The sequence below is a fragment of the Sporosarcina siberiensis genome, from assembly GCF_042681925.1.
Classification (GTDB): domain Bacteria; phylum Bacillota; class Bacilli; order Bacillales_A; family Planococcaceae; genus Sporosarcina; species Sporosarcina siberiensis.
The window spans coordinates 25,365-41,533 of sequence record NZ_JBHUGI010000027.1 but is presented as its reverse complement, the minus strand read 5'-3'; the positions used below and the strand labels follow the sequence as shown (position 1 = coordinate 41,533).

The following is a 16,169-nucleotide window of genomic DNA, read 5'->3' as shown; positions in this document are numbered from 1 at the left end:
TCAAATTAAAGTGAAGCTATCCAAATTACTTGGATAGCTTCACTTTTAAAAATCCCAATTATCCATTTGCTCTTCTTCGGCAAGCACTTGTAAATCATCAGCCGTAATTGTGAGAACTATATACTCCGATTTTTCTGCATAGCGATCCGCTGCTCTTTTAATAAATTTTGGTGAGCCTTCATTTTCGGAATCATAAAGGATGAGAATACCGTCTGAATTACGCATCAGGAATTTGTCTTTTTCGATGAATTGCCAAGGTGCTTCATATGGTGTATTTGTTATTGTGTTATAGTAGTCTGCTCGTGAAATCAGCGAACGATACGTTTCTTGTCTCATCTCATTCCAATTCTTTTCTTGCTCTAGAAAAGGGGGAAGAACCGCATATTTTAAGTTGGGATACGTACTTTTTAGCGCAAGAACGACTTCTATAGCCCAAGTCTCGACACCAAGTTGTCCACTAACAATCACCCATTCGAGCCCATCATCTAATAATGCAACAAGGCGGTTTTCTAACGCTTTCTTGATATAGACAATCCCAGGATGTTTATCATCAAAGATACCTAATTCATGTTGTTTATATCCAGTAACCACTAATCGTTTTAAAATAAAACTCACCTCTTTATTACTTTTACTCTGTAGTACTTATTGTACTAGTCTTCGTAATAAAATGCCTAATAATCTAGGTAAATTAATAATTCAGACAAGAATTGTTCAAATCTATGCAAAGACTTTAACAAGTTGAAAGAAAACATTGAAATATAAAATTCTTGCTCGTATAATAAAGAAACGAAAGAGGTGGATATTCATTGAAAAAAGACTTAAGAATTAATAGTAAAGTATTTAGTGAAGGAACAATGAGAGCACCTAACCGTGCTATGCTAAGAGCTGTGGGTGTCACGGATGAAGATTTTAAAAAGCCGATGATTGGTATCGCTAGTACTTGGAGTGAAGTAACTCCATGTAACATACATATTGATAAGTTAGCGATCGCCGCTAAAGAAGGCGCTCGAGAAGCAGGCGGTGTTCCGTTTATTTTCAATACAATTACTGTTTCAGATGGTATTTCTATGGGAACTGAAGGTATGCGATACTCTTTACCAAGTCGTGATGTTATCGCGGATTCAATTGAAACAGTTGTAGGCGGAGAAAGTTTGGATGGTCTTGTAACAATTGGTGGCTGTGACAAAAACATGCCAGGTTGTATGATCGCTATTGCGAACTCTGAAGTACCGTCTGTCTTCGTTTACGGAGGAACAATCTCTCCAGGTAATCATGAAGGACAAAAATTAGATATTGTTTCTGTATTTGAAGGTGTTGGACAATTAAATAACGGAACGATTGACGAAGAAACACTTAGAGCTATTGAGTGTAAAGCTTGTCCCGGTGCAGGTTCATGTGGCGGTATGTATACTGCTAATACAATGTCATCGGCAATTGAAGCTATGGGAATGAGCTTGCCATCAAGTTCATCGAATCCGGCAACATCATCTGCTAAGTTAGAAGATTGTAAAGCAGCAGGACATGCTGTATACAACTTGCTTGAAAAAGATATCTATCCAAAAGATATCATGACGAAAGAAGCTTTTGAGAATGCGATTACAGTAGTAATGGCGCTTGGTGGTTCTACAAATGCGGTTCTTCATTTACTTGCAATTGCACATGCAATTGAAGTGGACTTAACAATGGAAGACTTTAATAGAATCCAGAAAAAGACACCACATATTGCAGATTTAAAACCAAGCGGACAATACGTAATGGAAGACTTATATCGTATTGGAGGCGTTTCTGCAGTTATGAAGCGCTTGTTTGAAGCAGGGTATCTGCATGGAGATTGTATGACTGTTACGGGTAAAACAATTGCTGAAAACTTAAAAGATGCACCAGATTTAGCAGAAGGTCAAGAAATCATAATGCCATTTGATAAAGCATTCAGTAAAGATGGTCCACTTGTAGTTCTTAAAGGCAACTTGGCACCAAGCGGAGCTGTTGCTAAGGTTTCGGGAGTTTCAGTTACTACACATACAGGACCTGCTCGTGTTTATAATACCGAAAAAGAAGCAACACAAGCAGTTATGGATAACAAAATTAACGATGGCGATGTACTCGTTATTCGTTATGCTGGTCCAAAAGGTGGGCCTGGTATGCCAGAGATGCTTTCAATTTCAGGAATTCTTATTGGTAAAGGGCTAGGAGAGAAAGTAGCCTTGCTAACCGATGGTAGATTCTCTGGAGGAACGCATGGTTTAGTTGTTGGTCATATTGCGCCAGAAGCACAAGTTGGCGGACCGATTGCATTACTTAAAGAAGGCGATATGGTTACGGTTAGTTCTGCTAAACAAGAGATTTCTGTAGATGTTTCTGAGGAAGAATTAGAGAACAGACGTAAAGAATGGGTTGCACCACCACTTCATAAACGTGGCGTTCTTGGAAAATATGCACACAACGTTTCATGTTCATCTATCGGGGCTGTAACGGATAACTTTAACAGATAAGTGAACGGATACCGAGAGTAACTCAATTCGTAATTAGAGTTGAATGAATACTCGGTATCCGTTTTTATTTTGGACAGTTCTACAAAATTGAAGTATATTAGTAAAATAGCGTATTAAAGTATATATAGGAGGTAATTTTTATGGCATTTGTTATAACATCGGCTTGTATACTCGAACAAGCAGCAGATTGTGTTACGGTTTGTCCAGTTGACTGCATCGAGCTCGGTGAGGATCAGTATTTAATAGATCCTGATACTTGTATTGATTGTGGAGCGTGCGTGGCTGCGTGCCCAGTAGAAGCAATTTATCATGAAGAAGATTTATTAACTGAGGACTTACCATTCTTGGAAAAAGCAAAAACATTTTATAATATTGCTTAATAGAAAAGGGATACTCTCATTAAATGAGAGTATCCCTTTTGATTTATTTTAAGATAACAAAAGTTTTGATTTAATTTTTCATCCCGATTGAACGGGGGAATAATTTCCTTAGAAAGCCTATACTTTCCGTACCGCGGTCATTGTTCCACTGGGTGTTCTCTATACCTAAGCAACGTAAACCCTACCTACTTTTACGTCCTTACGACCCTATAGTCGCGCCAGTGTGAATAAGTGTTCTCAAAAACATTACGTAGAATGCCAGAATATCAAGTCTTGCCTGCTACCTTAATTTATCACTTATGTATTATCTCACATCTATATTTCTTTGTCAACTTGTAAAAAAACTGCTGTATACAGATGAATATTTTTTGGTAAGATATAAAGGGGTTGATTGAAGGGGGAAATAAGTAATGGCGTTAAATAAATTTAAAAAGACAGCGATTTATGAATATATTCAAGTTCTAATTGGTTCTGCTCTAGTTGGGCTCGCATTTAATATGTTTTTGCTCCCATCTAAACTTGCCGCTGGAGGAATATCAGGAATTAGTACAATTTTATATGAGCTATTCCAATTCAATCCAGCGTATGTACAATTAGCGATTAACATACCATTGCTTATTTTTGTTGTTCTAATTATTGGTACTGATTTTAGTTTGAAGACTTTAGTAGGGACTACTTTTCTACCGTTTGTTATTTGGCTTACAGCGGATATGAAATTGTCGATCGATAATCCTTTATTAAGTGCAATCTATGGTGGAATTATGCTTGGTGTAGGACTTGGCATTGTTTATCGAGGCAATGGGTCAACGGGTGGTACTGCCATGATCGCTCAAGTCTTGAAGCGATATACGGGGCTTTCAAGTGGTTATTCACAGCTTCTTGTCGATGGGTTAGTTGTTGTTACTTCTGCCTTTGTTTTTAATTTTGAACTTGCACTTTATGCTATGATTTCAATTTACGTAACAAGTAAGGTCATCGACTTTGTACAGCTCCAATCTTCATCTACAAAATTGATACTTATAATAACTGAAAAAGAGGAAGAAATTCAGTCCATTATACGAAATCAATTAAATAGAGGCTCGACAAAGATGACAACACTGGGTGGCTATTCCAATGAAGAAAAAACAATGATATTATGTGTCGTTGAACAATCGGAAGCTGTCTATTTTAAGAAAATTGTACAAGAACAAGAACCAACTTCATTTGTTATTTTTATAAATGCATCAGAAATACTTGGACGTGGATTTTCAAAAGCACAATTTGATAATTAAATTCCAATTATTTATCAACCCATTTCAAAAATGTATGTTTAATTTTTGAATGGGTTATTTTGTTTAAAAAGACAGTTGTACAGATGTGGTGTATAATTTTACTACTAGCACCCATTCGGGAAAAAGAGGAGCAATCGTAATGAAAAGAGAAACAAACAACTCAGTTATATATGCAGTTAAAGAACCGGGAGAATTATTGCCATTCTTATTAGAAAGCATGAAAAATAGCAGTCGAAATTCAGTAAAATCAATATTAACGCGCGGACAAGTTACGATTAACGGAGAAATGATTAAACAACATAATCATCTACTGGAAATCGGAGATAAGGTAGAGATATTGAGCAATCAGGTTGCAGAGAGTATTTCTAAAATAGAAGGGGTAACCATTCTACATGAAGATGACGATATCATTGTAATCAATAAAAATGCTGGGATTTTATCTGTCGCTTCTGAAAGAGAGAAAGAATTTACTGCATATCGTCAAATTACAGAATATGTGAAGAGGTTAAATCCGAAAAATAGAATCTTCGTAGTTCATCGTTTAGACAAAGCTACATCTGGTATTATGTTGTTTGCGAAGAGTGAGAAAGTACAACAAGCTCTTCAAAATACATGGAGTGATACTGTTAAAGAACGCATGTATACAGCACTTGTTGAAGGGAATATCAAGAAAACGGAAGGCACAATATCGTCATGGTTAACTGAAAACAGTTCATTTAAAGTGTATTCAAGTCCAGTTGATAACGGTGGACAACATGCAATAACACACTATAAAAAGATTCAGTCAAACAAGAACTTCTCACTACTAGAAGTTCAGCTTGAAACAGGACGTAAAAACCAAATACGTGTCCACTTAGAAGAAATTGGCCATCCTGTAGCTGGCGATAAGAAGTACGGTTCAACAGGTAATCCGCTCCGTCGACTTGGTCTTCATGCAACGGCCTTGTCTTTAATTCATCCAAAAACTGGGAAGCTGGTACGATATACAGCTGATGTTCCACAAGCATTTTTAATAAAGTCAAAATGAGTAGAAGAACGTAACCGAAATAATGAGAGGTTGATTTAGAATGACATTTCAAAGTTATCAATTAAATAGTGATATTGTACGTGCGCTTGAAGGGCTTGGTTATAATGAGCCGACAGAAGTACAAGCGAAAGTAATACCCGAGGCACTTAAAAAGATCGATTTAGTAGTGAAATCTCAAACGGGTAGTGGGAAGACTGCGGCATTTGGTATACCAATATGTGAAATGGTGGATTGGGAAGAAAATAATCCACAAGCACTTATATTAACACCTACACGCGAATTGGCAGACCAAGTGAAAGAAGATATTACGAATATTGGTCGCTTTAAGCGAATTAAAGCAGCAGCTGTTTATGGAAAACAACCGTTTGCTTATCAAAAGGCCGAACTGAAACAAAAATGTCATGTTGTTGTAGGAACACCAGGCCGTGTGATGGATCATATTGAACGCGGAACGCTGGTTTTAGATGCGATTGAGTACCTAGTTCTTGATGAAGCCGATGAAATGTTGAATATGGGTTTTATCGATCAGGTAGAAGCAATTATTAATAAATTGACGAAAAAGCGTACAACAATGCTATTTTCCGCTACAATTCCAGAAAATATAAAAAAGTTAAGTCAGAAGTATATGAATGACCCAAAGAATATTGAAATTGCATCAAGTACAACTTTAATAGACCAAATCGATCATTCATTGTATGTTGTTGCTGAGCACAAGAAGTTCGAGTTGTTGCGTTCTATAACAATTATTGAAAATCCGGATAGTTGTATATTATTTTGTCGAACGAAAGATCAAGTCGATCAACTTACAGAGCAACTTGAAAATATCCATTATGCGGTCGACAAATTGCATGGTGGAATGATGCAAGAAGATCGTTTTGATGTAATGGATGAATTTAAACGTGGTGAATTCCGTTATTTAGTTGCGACTGATGTTGCTGCAAGAGGAATTGATATTGACAACATAACACATGTAATTAATTACGATATTCCTTTAGAAAACGAAAGTTATGTGCATAGAGTTGGTAGAACTGGACGCGCTGGCAATAAAGGGACAGCAATCACATTTGTCACTCCTAATGAAGATAAGTTTCTAAATGAAATTGAAGAATTTATTGGATTTGAAATTCCAAGACGTACTGCTCCATCACAAAAAGCGGTAGATGAATCAATGGACGCATTCAATGAAAAAATAGAAAAACTTCCAAAACTGAAGAAAAGTAAAAGCGTAAATATTGATAAAGACATATTGAAATTGTACTTTAATGGTGGTAAAAAGAAAAAATTACGTGCCTTTGATTTTGTTGGTACAATTACAAGTATTCCAGGAATAGATGCAGAGGATATTGGTATTATTAAAATTCAAGATACTGTAACCTATATTGATATTTTGAATGGCAAAGGACCGCTTGTCTTAAATGAAATGAAAAATAAAACAGTAAAAGGCAAACAGTTAAAAGTGCATAAAGCAAATAAGTAAAGATCAATCGGTCAATTTGAAAGGTGGCTAGGATAGATGAAAACATTGTTGCTTACAGGTTTCGAACCATTCCTGAAATTCACAATCAATCCTACCATGCAAATTGCTGAAGAATTGCATGGGGAAGTAATCGGTGCGTACAAAATTCATAGCCAAGTTTTATCCGTCGATTTTGAGTCGTCTGGAAAACAACTCTTAAAACATATTGAGAAAATTCAACCAGATGCAGTTGTTTCACTAGGGCTTGCAGGAGGTCGTTATAAAATAACGCCGGAGCGTATTGCGATCAATGTGAAGGACGGAGAGCCTGACAACGAAGGAAATAGACCAGTGGATGAAATCATTCGCGAAAACGGTAAAGATGGTTATATGTCAACACTCCCGGTAAGGATGATGGTGAACCGTCTGCTTGAAATAGGTCTACCTGCTGAGGTTTCAAATTCAGCAGGTACTTACTTATGCAACAATGTCATGTATGAAGCTCTACACTATGCAGCAACACAAAAACCGAGTATGAAATCTGGATTTCTGCATATTCCTGCTTCTCATGAATTGGCCGTTCAAAATGGGCGAATTCCAAGTTGGTCCCATGCGGATTTGAAAAAAGGAGTAACTGCTTGTATTCAAGTGCTTTCGGAAAATGAATAAGAGTAAGATTATAATTTAAATATAATACGTAGAAAAGCCAAGTAAATGATAATTCATTTACTTGGCTTTCTTAGTTGAAATTGAAGTTTAAGTTTTAAATAATTGTCCATTTTCGTTCAACTGCAATTTTTTTAAGTTTAGTATCTGGATTTACTGCAACTGGATTTCCTACGAGTTCCAAAACGGATAAATCAGAAAAACTATCTCCATATGCAAAACTATTATCCCAATCTATTGTTTCCCCTTCTAATGCTGCAAAAATTTTCTTGTTTTTACGATTACCTTGAATATGTAAGATGGGTACTTGACTGTCAATTGTTTGACCTATTATAGGAATGTCAGTGCCGATAATTGTATTGAAAGGCAAGCCTTTTGTAACAGAGTGTAGTAAAGGTGTATATGCACCGGAAACAAGCATAATGTGAATATCCTCATTTGAGTGTTGTTCGAGTTTTGAAAGCACAAGTGGGTTAAAGTCTTTTTTCATTTTTTCAGCTAGTTCCTCAAAATAAATATCGAGTTCCGCAGTAGAAAAATTCTTAAATACTTTTAAATAAAATTGCATGGAACGTTCTTTGAGCATGTTTTCTGGATACACTTTTAATTTGTAACCGATATACAAAGGTAAGATTGCTCTGAAAAACTTCTTATATCGATTAGAGTATAGAGGATGATTTTTTAAGTGTTTCATTAATAGTTGAAAAGTTTCATTGGCGTATAAGGTTCCGTCGAAGTCGAATATTGCAACGCGCATAGCTCTCACCTTTTCCTGTATTTTACATTAGCTTACTATAAACTATACAGTGTTTCCCATACAGAAGCAATGCGAGGATTGGTGTAAAAGGGGAGCATTGGTGAAGAACGTGGAAATGAACTAGATAAAAAATAGACCTACATAAATACGTATGTGTAGGTCTACTTTAAATGTTATTGAATTTTATCGTTTGGAATTGTTGTTTCTGCTGTAGCAAAAGAATTTAGCATTTGTTGCATATCTTGCTGAGCTAGTTGCGGGACTTGGTAATAATGATGTTTGTTTTGATATATAGAAAGTTCGTAAGCCATTTCGATACAGTTGGGGACAGAATCTGCTAGAACGCGTCGTACAACTGGGTTGGCTGTTTCAAGTGCGGACATTGTTTTTGATGTTGCACCCGCTTTTGCAGCCCCAAGTAAAAAACCTGAAATAATTTCATCTGATATTTCTGTTTCAGATTGAATTGGTTTTTTCGGAGGGCTCTGCTTAAGACCGTAAACAAAGTCGTTTCCAGTCTTCATTTGATATTTCCCAGTAGGTTGTGAAGGGTCTCGACCTGTTTTAAATGCCTCAACTGTAATATTGTATTCGTTTAAAGTAAATTGAAATTGTCGGTTCAAAATATCAAGTAATTCTGGATCTTTTACTTTTGTTCTAAATAGAATCGCCTGATTGAGTCCGGCAACTGTTTCAGATAAGGTTTCATGTAAATCAAATAATTCATGAGCTCCATGATTCATTTGCGCCGAAACATCACCAGTTTGCATGTTTTGATGTGTTTGGTTGTTCTGTTGTCCAGGTTTTTGACCAAAGGGATTTTGCGTCATTTTACAACTCCTCCTAATTATCGAGCATTTTCTGCATCGACACTAGTATGGATTAAATCATTAATGATATTCATTTTTATGTTAATCTTTGTTTATATAGTTAAGAATTGCTTGGAAGGATTCCAAATCCGGATTGAATAAAAGGACTGGCAGAAAAGTAAAAGAAAATAATAAAAGAAGATTTGCACCTATAAGTGCACGTGCGATTTTTTTGATTTTCATTGATATACCATCCTCCACAATCATATTTTTTGATAATAAATCATTATCGAATCATCATTGAATGACTACTCCGAATAATTAGATAATACTCCTTTCTTCGCTAAATTAAAAGCTTTTTTTTTAATAAAAGCAATATTTTAATAATAGTATGCGTAAATCCAGGTGAAATTAGTCTGTAAAATACATTTTTAAACGTAGGTTTAGCTATTAACATTCTATGCTTAACAAGTAGAACTTTCTTGTATTCTGTAAAAAAGGAATGGAGTGGTTACTTTGAAAAAGAAAAATGCAGGAAAGAAAATAATAATGATTGTAATCATTATAGTGGTGATTTGTGTAATATCTTTGTGGATGCTAACAGGTAAATGGATAAAGGATGGTATTAAAATAGAAGCCGATGGAACAAATGAGTATGCAATCATACTCGGGGCAAAAGTAAATGGAGATACACCTTCATTGTCTTTAAGGTATCGACTAGATGCAGCTTTGGACTATGGCAATAAATATAGCCATGTACTATTCATTTTATCGGGTGGACAAGGTCCTGATGAAAATACTACGGAAGCAGAGGCAATGAAACGGTTTCTTGTTGCGAATGGGATTGGTGAAGAGCGACTTATTTTAGAGACAAAGTCGACTTCTACTTATGAGAACATCCTATTGTCGAAAGAGTTGTTGCCAGAAAAAATTACGAGCGTAACAATTATTACGAGTGATTATCATATTGCCAGAACGAAATTCATTGCTCGTAAATTGGGTTTGGATACGGATTCAGTAGCCGGAAAAACACCCGGAGTAGTTGAATTAAAGTTAAACACACGAGAACGACTAGCTTTAATTAAGACGTATATTGTAGGGAAATAATTATTTGTTATGTTTGCTGATTCTATTGAAATGTTTGCGTCAAATTCTGATATATGACTAATTGTATGCATATCGGGCTTGTCACAAAAGTAAACTTAGATAAGAATATTTTATCTATGAAAGGCAGCTGATTTTATTGCAAATTCACGTTGTTCAAAGAGGACAAAGTTTGTATGGTATTTCCCAAGCTTATGGGCTTACTTACCAAGAAGTAGCTTTAGCGAATGAAATACCTGATCCATCCCGACTTGTAGTAGGCCAGGCATTAGTAATTCCGATTACCGGAAAGTATCATTTAGTTCGATCTGGTCAATCGCTTTATATCATATCTAAACTGTATAATATGACACCGGAAAATTTAGCAAAGATTAATGGAATAACAACTTCTCAAATATTGCATGTAGGGCAACGTCTTTATATTCCACAAACGGCCAAACCACCGCTTGAAGTATTGCTTTACGTGGAGCCTCGAAATCCGGTCACAGAAACGATGATTGAAGAAGTTAAGGCCCGTGTCCATTCACTAACGTATCTTGCTATGTTTAGCTATCAAGTTAACCGAGATGGATCTCTTACAATGCCACCAAAAAACGACATTCCAACTATTGCTACTTCAGCTGGTGCCGCTAATGCTATGGTAATCACTAATTTAGAAAACTATGCATTTAGCCCAGAATTGGCACATGATTTATTCAGTACCGAGAGTGCCCAGAATAAGTTGTTTGATACTATTATTCAAATAGCAAATGAGGTTGGTTTCAAAGATATTCATTTTGATTTTGAATTTATAAATCCTGAAGACCGGCAATTATATAATGCCTTTCTTAGGAAAGCTCGTGACCGATTTCATCCGGTTGGCTTAACATTATCTACAGCAGTGGCTCCTAAAACAAGTGATGTAACAACGGGGATTTACGGTGCTCATGATTATGCTGTTCTTGGAGAAATAACCGATTTTGTTGCGCTTATGACGTATGAATGGGGATATACTTATAGTGAACCGCAAGCTGTAAGTCCAATTAAGCCTGTTCGCAATGTTGTAGAGTATGCTCTAACTCAGATACCAGCAAATAAGCTTTATTTAGGGCAAAACTTGTATGGATATGATTGGTCCTCACCATTTCCACCTCAAGGAGGAGTGGCGGCTAAGGCGGTTAGCCCACAACAGGCGATTGCCATTGCATTAAAAGAAAATGCTGAAATTGAATACGACTACATTGCACAAGCACCTTTTTTCAAGTACTGGGATGATGAAGGTGTATATCATGAAGTATGGTTTGAAGATGCACGAAGCATTCAAGCAAAATTTGATTTAATAAAAGAATTAAACTTACGCGGAATTATGTATTGGAAACTCGGTTTATCATTTCCACAAAACTGGTTATTATTGAACGATAATTTTACAATAACGAAAATTACTTAAAACTTGAAAGAATAAAAAAGGTTGAGAGATCTCCCAATGTGTTGTCTGTTATAAACAATTTTATAAACCCAGCAATCTTCACATTAGAGGATGAGCTGGTTTTTTAAATACCTCATAACATAGACTTCCCATAATTGTGCTCATTCAGCAATTCTTATCCTGAGCAGGAAAATAGCTAATCTATGTTAAATGTGATAAATAGTAAGTAGGTTTAATTATAATATTGCACTCTATCCGTAGGAGAATCGTTTATAATTTCATACTATTTTTTGAGATCCCTTTTTGACTAAAAGGATCCTGCTCTTAATTTTTAGGGCAGTGCACATTCCCTAAGTCTGAAAAGGAGTTGGTTTAATGAATAATAATAAATATGGTCAGCATAAAAGTTACAATCAAGTTCTTTTAATTACCGCAGTAATACTCGTTGCATTTAATTTACGAGCCGCAATCACCTCTGTAAGTCCTCTTATTGGTCTACTACGCGAAAGCCTTTCTATTTCAAATTGGAGTATAGGTATATTAACGAGTTTACCGTTAATTGCCTTTGCAGTTATGTCTCCAATTGTCCCCAAGTTAAGCTCCAGGTTTACGAATGAAATTACACTAATTGCTGGGATGTGTATCCTCTCTCTTGGGATTGTCATTAGATCCATCCCGTTTATATCTCTACTTTTTATTGGTACCATTTTAATAGGAATTGGAATTGCGATTTCAAATGTATTGCTACCTGGAATTATTAAAGAGCGTTTTCCAAATCAAGTTCCACTGATGACGAGTATTTACACTACTGCGATGAGTTTATTTGCCGCTATCGCTTCCGGGGTTAGTATACCGCTTGCTATCGGTGCAGGATTAGGATGGGAAATTGCGTTAGGAATCTGGATTATACCAGTTCTGGCGTGTATTGCGATTTGGGTTTATTTCGTTAAATATCGAAAATCTACCGATGAAGTTAAACTGTATTATGTGAAGGCAGATGATATTAGAATGTGGCGCTCGCCGCTCGCTTGGCAAGTAGCGATCTTTTTAGGTTTGCAAGCTTTTTCATATAACGCATTAATCACATGGCTTCCGGAAATATTAATAGATTATGGTGTAACGAGTGAGTCTGCTGGTTGGATGCTCTCATTTAATCAGTTTATAGGTTTGCCTGCGAGTTTAGTAATTCCAATCATTGCTGGCAAGTTTAAATCACAACGAGGTATAATATTAATACTATGTATATCCGCAATTGGTGGGTATATCGGTCTTTTAAGCGGTGAGAGTTACAATGTAATGCTTTGGAGTGTTGGATTGATAGGTGTTGCATATGGTGGATTATTCCCGCTTTCCTTGGCATTCCTGGCTATGCGAACAAAAACCGCAATGCAAGCAGCGAAGTTATCCGGAATGGCACAAGCAATCGGGTATTCGCTGGCCGCTATAGGACCGATTCTGTTGGGGTCACTCGTAGACGTTACGGGTACTTGGACTTATTCCTTATTCATATTGTTATTCGTTACGGTATTAACCGCGATTGTCGGTTTTGGTGCTGGTAGAGATCGAGTCGTCACAAATGACTTTGAAAAGTATGAACGGAAAGTGGAAATTGAAGGGCAAAAAAACAATAGTAAATAATATTGAACTATTCCAGATTAATTAATGGCGTCCGTATTGAGGGAGAAAATATATCAAACGGACGCTAATTCTTTTGTAAGGGATGAGCGAAAGGCCAAATTTTTGAATAAGAAAAATTACAAAGGAGGGGTTCGCATGCTTTTACTTTGGTACGCCTCATTTATTGTCTTTATTGCAACGTTAGGATTCGGTGTCATAAACAAGTCTTGGATCTTATTGCTTGTAAGCGCTATCACTTCTACGCCTATTGCGTTATATTTCATAGGAGCAGTCAACGCTTGGAAGTACGTAGGTTTTACTCCAATCGTTCTGTTAATTCTTACACTATATTTATGGTTTTTAGGAAGAAAAACCGAAGCTTTATAATACCGTCAACTGGTATGCTTCGTGAATTCGAATTGCATTAGATTTGTGCTTTAAACGGACCATTTTAATGAGTAGGGGGGGACGTATATGACAATAACTTATGTAAACTGGGGAGAAGCAAAAGTAAAACTAACTTGGAGACCTGAAAGCAACTATCCACAAAATCATTTAATTACAAGTGTTCATGGATTTTGCTTTCATAAGAATAAGTTGTTATTGGTAAATCTAAATCATAGAGGCTGGGACTTTCCAGGAGGCCATATCGAATTAAATGAAACTCCAGTGGAATGTCTGAGACGTGAAGCCATGGAAGAAGGTTATGTTGAAGGAGAGTGTCATTATCTTGGCTATATTGTAGTAGACCATAATGAAAACCAAAATTGGAACAAAGACAGTCCATATCCAAAAGTTGGCTATCAATTATTTTATCGAATGGATGTTAAGAAATTACATAGTTTTGCAGGAGAGTATGAAGCTGTGGAAAGAATTTTTATAGACCCTAAAGAAATTTCTGATTACTACCGTGACTGGCATGAACTATATCAAGATATACTGAATTACGCATCTATCACAGAATGAATGCTTATTTCGGAAATTCGTGCGATTAATGTATAAGGGCTATGCTATAATCGAGCCATTTTCTGGTATATGGGGATTGTTGAATTTGTAGTAATTTGAACTAATTGTTATTAAATTTAAGGACCATTTTCAAGTATTAAATAAAGGGGGGATTCAAAGTTTCCTACATTAGAGACGGACAGATTAGTATTACGAGAATTAACAAATGAAGATGCAGAAGGTATTTTCGCTTGTTTTTCTAACAACGACGTAACACGTTTTTACGGACAAGAAACATTAAAGAGTATTGAGGAAGCAGAAAAAATTGTAGATTTCTTCTCAAAAAACTATGGTGAAAAAAAAGGCATACGATGGGGCATTGAGAGAAAAGGAACCACTGGCATAATTGGAACATTCGGCTTCAATGTTTGGTCTCCAAAACATAAACGAGCTGAAATTGGTTACGAAATTCATCCAGAACAGTGGAGAAAAGGATATACTTCAGAGGCTGTATCTAAAGTTCTTTCATATGGCTTTGATGTTATGGGTTAACTCGTATAGGTGCCGTTGTATTTATTGATAATGAAGCATCGAATAAATTATTGGAAAAAGCAGGGTTCCAAAAAGAGGGAATTTTAAGAGACTATATGTACCAAGATGGAAAACTATATGATACATATATTTACTCTCTCCTTAAGAAGTAATCTTCTAGAATCGGGTGCACTTCTAGGAGAAGTGTTGCTCCTAAAGTGGGCCATTTAATTCGATAAAGATCAAATTAACGGAGGTAAGAATTATGAATCAAGCTACGCAGACATACTGGAATGAATATTGGAGAAATCAAGAGAAACCACAATCCGTTACTGCATGGCAATTTGGGGTTACACCTGATTACCTTGCCCAGTTAGTAGTGGACGGCATTAAAACTGCAACATGCTCAGGTCACATTTTTTATGAGCTTGAGAATGATCCAATTCCAACAACAGAAGATTACAATATTATTTTAAACAGTGATGATAAACCCGTAGCAATCACTAAGACTGTAGGGGTTACGATAACTCCAATGAATAAGGTCAGTGAAGAGTTTGCTATTGCGGAAGGGGAAGGAAATCTGACGTACCGATACTGGTGGGATGCACATGAGAAGTTTTTTAGAAAAGAACTAAATTCGATTGAACGTGAATTTTCGAAGGATATGCTTCTTGTTTGTGAACGCTTTGAAGTGGTGCATGTAAAAGATGAACAGCCGGTCAAGACTTAAGTAATGGGGTGCAATCCCAGCATAAACGATTGCTAGCAGATCCCGCGAATAGGCCAGATTCGTTAATAGTTACCTCTTTTTTTAAGAGAGAAATGGAACAGCTATCTACTGAGTTGATTGATTATTCAAACGCTTGATATTCTAGTGAAACCTAGAATACCAACTATCCTTAGTAAACTAAGAAGAGGTGATTTAAAATGAAATTTAAACTTTTGGGTATTACAGCACTTGTATTACTGACATTTTTAATGATTTATGATTTTTTCCCTAAGTTCATCTCTTATATTTATATACCAAAATCAATGCTTCTGGGACTCATATTACTGACTTTTCTTATAGGTATCTTTATGAGCCATTTCGACAAAGGCGACTCCTCAAAGGTTACTCTTATATGGCAAGTTGTGTCTCTTGCGTATTTGTTTGCATTAATCATGATTTTTACTTTAGTAGGTGGTGTTTCACAAGTAGGTTTATCTTTAACAGATCCTTTCTTATGGATTGTATTCTTTATTAGTATTTTCGACATTGTAAAAGGATATAAGAAAATGAAAGTTAGTCAGCTTAACTCTGATATCTAGAAAACAATTACTAATATAAAAATGAACGAATGCAGATGTGAAATATGAGCTGTTTCTGAAACGGATCATTTAACTAATGAAACTAGCTTCTGGGGAGTGATATTAATGGAAACTCAAAAACTAAATGTTTTTCTCAACGAGCTAGAGGAAAGAAAAATCTATTATAAACTGAATAAAGTCAGGAGCGAGGCAATTATGGTCGAAATTGCGCTTCCAGGTCAGCGTTGGGAGGTAGAGTTTATGGACGACGGTTCAATAGAGATTGAAAAATTTATTAGTGATGGTGGCGTCTTATATGATGAAAAAGAATTAAAGAATCTTTTTGACGAATTTAGTGATTAATAAAGCTAATAACTTCGTCACAATAAGGTGTAAAGACAGTATAAGGGCTACCCTTCAAA

General features: G+C 36.0%; 18 protein-coding genes and 1 pseudogene. 15 read left to right on the top strand and 4 right to left on the bottom strand.

Features of this window, described 5'->3' with window-relative positions; all coding sequences use genetic code 11:
* Positions 1–45 precede the first annotated feature (45 nt).
* Positions 46–606: an SLOG family protein gene (locus ACFSFY_RS10235; protein WP_381537972.1), complete on the bottom strand. Its 561-nt coding sequence runs from the start codon at positions 604–606 to the stop codon at positions 46–48.
* Positions 607–806: 200 nt separating this feature from the next.
* Here ACFSFY_RS10235 and ilvD point away from each other — a divergent pair, with 200 nt between their 5' ends.
* The 6 genes from ilvD to ACFSFY_RS10205 all read left to right on the top strand — a co-directional run bounded on the left by ilvD (position 807) and on the right by ACFSFY_RS10205 (position 7,295).
* Entirely contained in the window at positions 807–2,492 is a 1,686-nt protein-coding gene (gene ilvD, locus ACFSFY_RS10230; RefSeq protein ID WP_381537783.1) for a dihydroxy-acid dehydratase, read from the top strand.
* A 140-nt stretch (positions 2,493–2,632) separates the two neighbouring features.
* Entirely contained in the window at positions 2,633–2,872 is a 240-nt protein-coding gene (locus ACFSFY_RS10225) for an indolepyruvate ferredoxin oxidoreductase subunit alpha (RefSeq protein ID WP_381537782.1), read from the top strand.
* Positions 2,873–3,282: 410 nt separating this feature from the next.
* Positions 3,283–4,143: a YitT family protein gene (locus tag ACFSFY_RS10220; protein ID WP_381537781.1), complete on the top strand. Its 861-nt coding sequence runs from the start codon at positions 3,283–3,285 to the stop codon at positions 4,141–4,143.
* Positions 4,144–4,282: 139 nt separating this feature from the next.
* Positions 4,283–5,170 (top strand): RluA family pseudouridine synthase, encoded by an 888-nt coding sequence (locus tag ACFSFY_RS10215; protein ID WP_381537780.1) that lies wholly within the window; start codon positions 4,283–4,285, stop codon positions 5,168–5,170.
* A gap of 40 nt (positions 5,171–5,210) precedes the next feature.
* The gene (locus ACFSFY_RS10210; protein ID WP_381537778.1) at positions 5,211–6,647 is read left to right on the top strand and encodes a DEAD/DEAH box helicase; all 1,437 of its coding nucleotides are present in this window, start codon (positions 5,211–5,213) and stop codon (positions 6,645–6,647) included.
* A 36-nt stretch (positions 6,648–6,683) separates the two neighbouring features.
* A complete protein-coding gene (locus ACFSFY_RS10205; protein ID WP_381537776.1) occupies positions 6,684–7,295 on the top strand; it encodes a pyroglutamyl-peptidase I in 612 nt (203 codons plus the stop codon).
* A gap of 94 nt (positions 7,296–7,389) precedes the next feature.
* On the opposite strand, the gene ACFSFY_RS10200 is transcribed toward ACFSFY_RS10205, so the two are convergent.
* The 3 genes from ACFSFY_RS10200 to ACFSFY_RS10190 all read right to left on the bottom strand — a co-directional run bounded on the left by ACFSFY_RS10200 (position 7,390) and on the right by ACFSFY_RS10190 (position 9,101).
* Positions 7,390–8,049, bottom strand: a complete 660-nt coding sequence (locus ACFSFY_RS10200) for an HAD family hydrolase (RefSeq protein WP_381537774.1) — start codon at positions 8,047–8,049, stop codon at positions 7,390–7,392.
* A gap of 173 nt (positions 8,050–8,222) precedes the next feature.
* Entirely contained in the window at positions 8,223–8,879 is a 657-nt protein-coding gene (locus ACFSFY_RS10195; RefSeq protein ID WP_381537772.1) for a spore coat protein, read from the bottom strand.
* A gap of 81 nt (positions 8,880–8,960) precedes the next feature.
* The gene (locus ACFSFY_RS10190; RefSeq protein ID WP_381537770.1) at positions 8,961–9,101 is read right to left on the bottom strand and encodes a hypothetical protein; all 141 of its coding nucleotides are present in this window, start codon (positions 9,099–9,101) and stop codon (positions 8,961–8,963) included.
* 273 nt (positions 9,102–9,374) lie between these two features.
* Here ACFSFY_RS10190 and ACFSFY_RS10185 point away from each other — a divergent pair, with 273 nt between their 5' ends.
* The 9 genes and pseudogenes from ACFSFY_RS10185 (at position 9,375) to ACFSFY_RS10145 (ending at position 16,110) form a co-directional block, all read left to right on the top strand.
* Positions 9,375–9,965, top strand: coding sequence for a YdcF family protein (locus ACFSFY_RS10185; RefSeq protein WP_381537768.1), 591 nt, complete (start codon positions 9,375–9,377; stop codon positions 9,963–9,965).
* Positions 9,966–10,101: 136 nt separating this feature from the next.
* Complete coding sequence (locus tag ACFSFY_RS10180) at positions 10,102–11,388, top strand: glycosyl hydrolase family 18 protein (RefSeq protein ID WP_381537766.1); 1,287 nt, start codon at positions 10,102–10,104, stop codon at positions 11,386–11,388.
* A 354-nt stretch (positions 11,389–11,742) separates the two neighbouring features.
* Positions 11,743–13,005, top strand: coding sequence for a CynX/NimT family MFS transporter (locus tag ACFSFY_RS10175; RefSeq protein ID WP_381537764.1), 1,263 nt, complete (start codon positions 11,743–11,745; stop codon positions 13,003–13,005).
* Between the two features lie 135 nt (positions 13,006–13,140).
* On the top strand, positions 13,141–13,371 hold the full coding sequence (locus tag ACFSFY_RS10170; protein ID WP_381537763.1) for a hypothetical protein: 231 nt from the start codon (positions 13,141–13,143) through the stop codon (positions 13,369–13,371).
* An 87-nt stretch (positions 13,372–13,458) separates the two neighbouring features.
* Positions 13,459–13,950 (top strand): NUDIX domain-containing protein, encoded by a 492-nt coding sequence (locus tag ACFSFY_RS10165; protein WP_381537761.1) that lies wholly within the window; start codon positions 13,459–13,461, stop codon positions 13,948–13,950.
* 159 nt (positions 13,951–14,109) lie between these two features.
* Positions 14,110–14,633, top strand: a pseudogene (locus ACFSFY_RS10160) (GNAT family N-acetyltransferase); the annotation flags it as partial.
* A gap of 92 nt (positions 14,634–14,725) precedes the next feature.
* A complete protein-coding gene (locus ACFSFY_RS10155) occupies positions 14,726–15,190 on the top strand; it encodes an ASCH domain-containing protein (RefSeq protein WP_381537759.1) in 465 nt (154 codons plus the stop codon).
* A 197-nt stretch (positions 15,191–15,387) separates the two neighbouring features.
* A complete protein-coding gene (locus ACFSFY_RS10150) occupies positions 15,388–15,768 on the top strand; it encodes a hypothetical protein (protein WP_381537757.1) in 381 nt (126 codons plus the stop codon).
* 105 nt (positions 15,769–15,873) lie between these two features.
* A complete protein-coding gene (locus ACFSFY_RS10145; protein ID WP_381537756.1) occupies positions 15,874–16,110 on the top strand; it encodes a hypothetical protein in 237 nt (78 codons plus the stop codon).
* Positions 16,111–16,169 lie beyond the last annotated feature (59 nt).

What these genes read in the sequence shown, in the direction of transcription:
- ACFSFY_RS10215 (WP_381537780.1), top strand. Translation starts at nt 4,283, where the DNA reads ATGAAAAGAGAAACAAACAACTCAGTTATATATGCAGTTAAAGAACCG.
- ACFSFY_RS10195 (WP_381537772.1), bottom strand. Translation starts at nt 8,879, where the DNA reads ATGACGCAAAATCCCTTTGGTCAAAAACCTGGACAACAGAACAACCAA.
- ACFSFY_RS10165 (WP_381537761.1), top strand. Translation starts at nt 13,459, where the DNA reads ATGACAATAACTTATGTAAACTGGGGAGAAGCAAAAGTAAAACTAACT.
- ACFSFY_RS10210 (WP_381537778.1), top strand. Translation starts at nt 5,211, where the DNA reads ATGACATTTCAAAGTTATCAATTAAATAGTGATATTGTACGTGCGCTT.
- ACFSFY_RS10170 (WP_381537763.1), top strand. Translation starts at nt 13,141, where the DNA reads ATGCTTTTACTTTGGTACGCCTCATTTATTGTCTTTATTGCAACGTTA.
- ACFSFY_RS10150 (WP_381537757.1), top strand. Translation starts at nt 15,388, where the DNA reads ATGAAATTTAAACTTTTGGGTATTACAGCACTTGTATTACTGACATTT.
- ACFSFY_RS10205 (WP_381537776.1), top strand. Translation starts at nt 6,684, where the DNA reads ATGAAAACATTGTTGCTTACAGGTTTCGAACCATTCCTGAAATTCACA.
- ACFSFY_RS10200 (WP_381537774.1), bottom strand. Translation starts at nt 8,049, where the DNA reads ATGCGCGTTGCAATATTCGACTTCGACGGAACCTTATACGCCAATGAA.
- ACFSFY_RS10190 (WP_381537770.1), bottom strand. Translation starts at nt 9,101, where the DNA reads ATGAAAATCAAAAAAATCGCACGTGCACTTATAGGTGCAAATCTTCTT.
- ACFSFY_RS10225 (WP_381537782.1), top strand. Translation starts at nt 2,633, where the DNA reads ATGGCATTTGTTATAACATCGGCTTGTATACTCGAACAAGCAGCAGAT.
- ACFSFY_RS10175 (WP_381537764.1), top strand. Translation starts at nt 11,743, where the DNA reads ATGAATAATAATAAATATGGTCAGCATAAAAGTTACAATCAAGTTCTT.
- ACFSFY_RS10220 (WP_381537781.1), top strand. Translation starts at nt 3,283, where the DNA reads ATGGCGTTAAATAAATTTAAAAAGACAGCGATTTATGAATATATTCAA.
- ACFSFY_RS10155 (WP_381537759.1), top strand. Translation starts at nt 14,726, where the DNA reads ATGAATCAAGCTACGCAGACATACTGGAATGAATATTGGAGAAATCAA.
- ACFSFY_RS10145 (WP_381537756.1), top strand. Translation starts at nt 15,874, where the DNA reads ATGGAAACTCAAAAACTAAATGTTTTTCTCAACGAGCTAGAGGAAAGA.